Source organism: Arthrobacter sp. KBS0703 (assembly GCF_002008315.2).
Classification (GTDB): Bacteria; Actinomycetota; Actinomycetes; order Actinomycetales; family Micrococcaceae; genus Arthrobacter.
In genome coordinates this window covers 1-3,344 of the sequence record NZ_MVDG02000015.1, presented here as the reverse complement: position 1 = coordinate 3,344, position 3,344 = coordinate 1, and the positions used below count along the sequence as shown (strand labels likewise).

The 3,344-nt window shown below is 69.0% G+C and carries 2 protein-coding genes and 2 pseudogenes; 3 read left to right on the top strand and 1 reads right to left on the bottom strand.

Annotated elements, in window-relative coordinates; translation table 11 throughout:
* Positions 1 to 163: 163 nt before the first annotated feature.
* The 3 genes and pseudogenes from B1A87_RS25165 to B1A87_RS22455 form a co-directional block, all read left to right on the top strand.
* Positions 164 to 409 (top strand): annotated as a pseudogene (locus B1A87_RS25165) (PfkB family carbohydrate kinase); the annotation flags it as partial.
* A 209-nt stretch (positions 410 to 618) separates the two neighbouring features.
* A pseudogene (locus tag B1A87_RS24465) lies at positions 619 to 1,068 on the top strand (adenylyltransferase/cytidyltransferase family protein); the annotation flags it as partial.
* 97 nt (positions 1,069 to 1,165) lie between these two features.
* Positions 1,166 to 1,867, top strand: coding sequence for an SDR family oxidoreductase (locus B1A87_RS22455; RefSeq protein ID WP_078029121.1), 702 nt, complete (start codon positions 1,166 to 1,168; stop codon positions 1,865 to 1,867).
* Here B1A87_RS22455 and B1A87_RS22450 read toward each other — a convergent pair.
* Complete coding sequence (locus B1A87_RS22450) at positions 1,833 to 3,023, bottom strand: glycosyltransferase family 9 protein (RefSeq protein ID WP_078029122.1); 1,191 nt, start codon at positions 3,021 to 3,023, stop codon at positions 1,833 to 1,835. The two genes, B1A87_RS22455 and B1A87_RS22450, sit on opposite strands and share 35 nt — an antisense overlap.
* Positions 3,024 to 3,344 lie beyond the last annotated feature (321 nt).

The following is a 3,344-nucleotide window of genomic DNA, read 5'->3' as shown; positions in this document are numbered from 1 at the left end:
AGGCCCAGGCACCGGCCGCACCACCGGCGGAAGAGGCCGAAGCGTGAGCGGCGGCCCGGCCCGGGATGGCTGGCAGGAGCTTTCCGAGCAGCGGGGTCTTGCCGCCTGGCTTCCGCGTCGGCTCGCAGCGGAACGCCCTGCCATAACCGTGGTGGGCGATTTAATGCTTGACGGCTGGTGGCGGGGTTCGATCGACAGAATGTGCCGCGAGGCGCCCGCTCCTGTGGTGGACATCGAGCGCCGGGATTTTGCCCCGGGTGGCGCAGCGAACACCGCCATGAACCTGGCCGCGCTGGGGGCCGAGGTCAGGGTCGCCGGAATTATCGGCCGGGATGACGCCGGTGGGGAACTGAAGCGGAAGCTGCTGGCCGCGGGCATAGACGCCGGCCCGCTGTGCGAGCACCAGGACATGGTCACCACCACGAAGGTCAGGATCAGCAGCGGCGGGCAGGTCCTGTTGCGCTTCGACGACTCCGCGGGCGACATCCCCGGCGACTGTCTCTTATACACATCTGGGGAGTGGCCGCCCTTTCCAACAGTTACGTTTCAGACCGGGACCCTTCCGGCGGGAACCTTACGAGCCGGCACCGTCCCGCCTGGCGCCACAGCCGGGACGAAGACGCCCTGGCGCTGGCCCGGAGAGTGCAGGCAAGCGGCGGAACCGTGGTGGCGACCGGGGGCTGCTTCGACCTGCTGCATGCCGGCCACGCCCGCACCCTGGCAGCGGCCCGGGACCTGGGCGACTGCCTGATCGTCTGCCTGAACTCGGACGCATCCGTCCACCGGATCAAGGGCGAACCCAGGCCCATCGTGAGCCAGCAGGACAGGGCCGAGCTCCTCCTTGCCCTCGAATGCGTGGACGCTGTGATGGTTTTCGAGGAGGACACCCCGCAGGCCTGCCTCGACGCGCTGCGGCCGGCCGTCTGGGTCAAGGGCGGAGACTATCGGGTGTCACTGCTGCCTGAGGCGGACCTCGTTGCGAGCTGGGGCGGGCGCTGCGTGACCGTGCCCTACCACCAGGCCCGCTCCACCTCCGTATTGGCGGACGCGCTTGCCAAAGTGAGCTGAGGCCGGCGCAACCCGGCAACTGGCTGAGCTGCCGTGCAACCAGGGCTGCCCACGCGAACCACACGAACACTGAACCCGACCCCCTGAAAGGAACACCATGAACCACATCTCAATCCGGCCCGGACGGGTGCTCGTCACTGGCGGGGCCTCGGGCCTGGGCGCCGCCGTCGTCGACGCTGTCCTGAAGGCGGGCGGAACCCCGGTGGTGCTGGACCGGGACATCCGGAACGTCGCGGCGGCGAAGGCCTTCGAGGTTGACGTGTCCGACCGGGCCGCGGTGAGCGAGGCGGTGCAGCAGGCCGCCGAAACGCTCGACGGCCTGGATGCCGTGGTCACCGCCGCCGGGATCGACCGCTGCGGAAAACTCGAGGACGTGGCCGCCGACGAATGGGAACGGGTCATCGGCGTCAACCTCCTGGGCACGGTATCAGTGGTGCGCGCGGCACTGCCCTACCTGAAACAGTCCCGGGGCAGGGTTGTCACCGTTGCCTCCACGCTGGGCAAGAGGGCGTTGCCCGAGGCCAGCGCCTACTGCGCGTCGAAGTTCGGAGTGGTGGGCTTCAGCCATTCCCTTGCGGCCGAGACGGGAGGGGAGATCGGCGTGACCACCATGATCCCTGGCGGAATGAAGACACGCTTCTTCGACGACCGCGCCGAGCAATACAAGCCGCAGGACGATTCCCGCCTGAACGATCCGGCCAATGTGGCACAGGCCATCCTTTTCGTGCTGTCGCAGCCCGCCGGGTGCGAAATACGCGAGATGCTCATCTGCCACGAGGACGAGGGGTCATGGCCGTGAGCTGGAGGACGTCCTCGTAGACGGCGTCGGCTGCCACGGTCTCCACCGTGGACACATCGTGCCGGCACCGCGGCGCGGTCCACCCCACCTGGGTGATGTCGATCCCGCACACGGCGCAATGGGTGGCCCAGCCAAGGTGGATCCGGTGCATGCTGCGGCCCAGCGGCGCGGCATTGATGGCATTGCCCGCCCAGAAGATGCCAACCGTCGGCGTCCCCAGGGCCTGCGCCAAGTGCCGGGGGCCGCTGTCGTTGGCCACCACCACGCTGCAGCCGGCGAGCAGCCCCGCGAGCTCGCCCAGGCTCAGTTTTCCGGCGAGCGACGCCACCGGCGGATCGGAACTGCTGCCCCTCGCGTCGTCCGCTCCGGGCGGGACAGGGCCGACGGCGAGTTCCACCACTGTTTCTGCCAGTTCCCGTTCGCTCTGGTCACCGATTACCAGAACCCGGAAGCCGTCGTCGGCCGCCCGCCTGGCCACGGCGGCGAAGCGTTGGGCCGGCCAGCGCCGACGGGGATCGGTGGCGCCCGGGTGGATCACCACCACGGTGTGCGTGTCACCCGCGAGGCTAACGGCCAGTTGCCTCTCGAACTCCGGCCGGGGACGCAGCCGGGCTTCGAGGTCAACCGGCGGCGCGCCGGCGTAACCCGCCACCTCGAGCGCCCGCAGCGGCTCGTGCTGGTAATACGTGTAGGGCACGGTGCGCTCCAGCCTGGCGGCGTCCGGCGTTCCGGCACCCACGGTGTGCCGTGCGCCAAGCCGGAGCAGGAAGGGGTTGGAATGGCGGCCGCCGCCATGCAGCTGGACGGCGAGATCGAAATTTCGGGCGCGCATCGCGGCGATGAACCCGTCCTGATGTTCCTCAATCACGGGCCCGGGGCGTACACCTTCCGCGAACGGAAGGATGGCAGTTTCATCCACCGGACTCTCAACCTGGGCAAGAAGCTCGGCGTGAATGGGCGTGCCCAGCAGCGTCACCGTGGACTTCGGATAAGCCGCTTTCAACGCCGTGACGGCCGGGACGGCGTACATCAGATCGCCCAATCCGCCGCCGCGGAGTACGGCGATCCGCGAGACCCCGGTGAATTCCTCCAACACGGGTCCAATTCCAAACCCGGTCATGTGTGCTCCGCCAAAATCGGCGTTGAGGTGTCCCATGGCGTCAGCCCCTTCGGCTCTTTCCGGGCGGACCAAGGTCCTGCGGGTACGGTCCGTGGTGCCACCATACGGCGCGTCGGCGCTCTGCCGCCAGCGCTGAAACTACTGCCGCGGCGGCGTGTAAACCCGCCGGCGCGAGGGTACGGATGACGTCAGAAGTAGGCGGCGTCCAAGACCCAGCGAAACCCACAACGAGGAGCCCCCCATGCGATCGACAATCGTGGCCGCTGCGGCGGACGAGCTCACCATTCGGGACCCCATCGGCGCAGCCCCGCCGGCAATGGCGCTGCCGGGCCAGGCTGCCCAGGCACCGGCCGCACC

Excerpts from the sequence above, each read along its gene's own strand:
- B1A87_RS22455 (WP_078029121.1), top strand. The coding sequence starts at position 1,166 with ATGAACCACATCTCAATCCGGCCCGGACGGGTGCTCGTCACTGGCGGG.
- B1A87_RS22450 (WP_078029122.1), bottom strand. The coding sequence starts at position 3,023 with ATGGGACACCTCAACGCCGATTTTGGCGGAGCACACATGACCGGGTTT.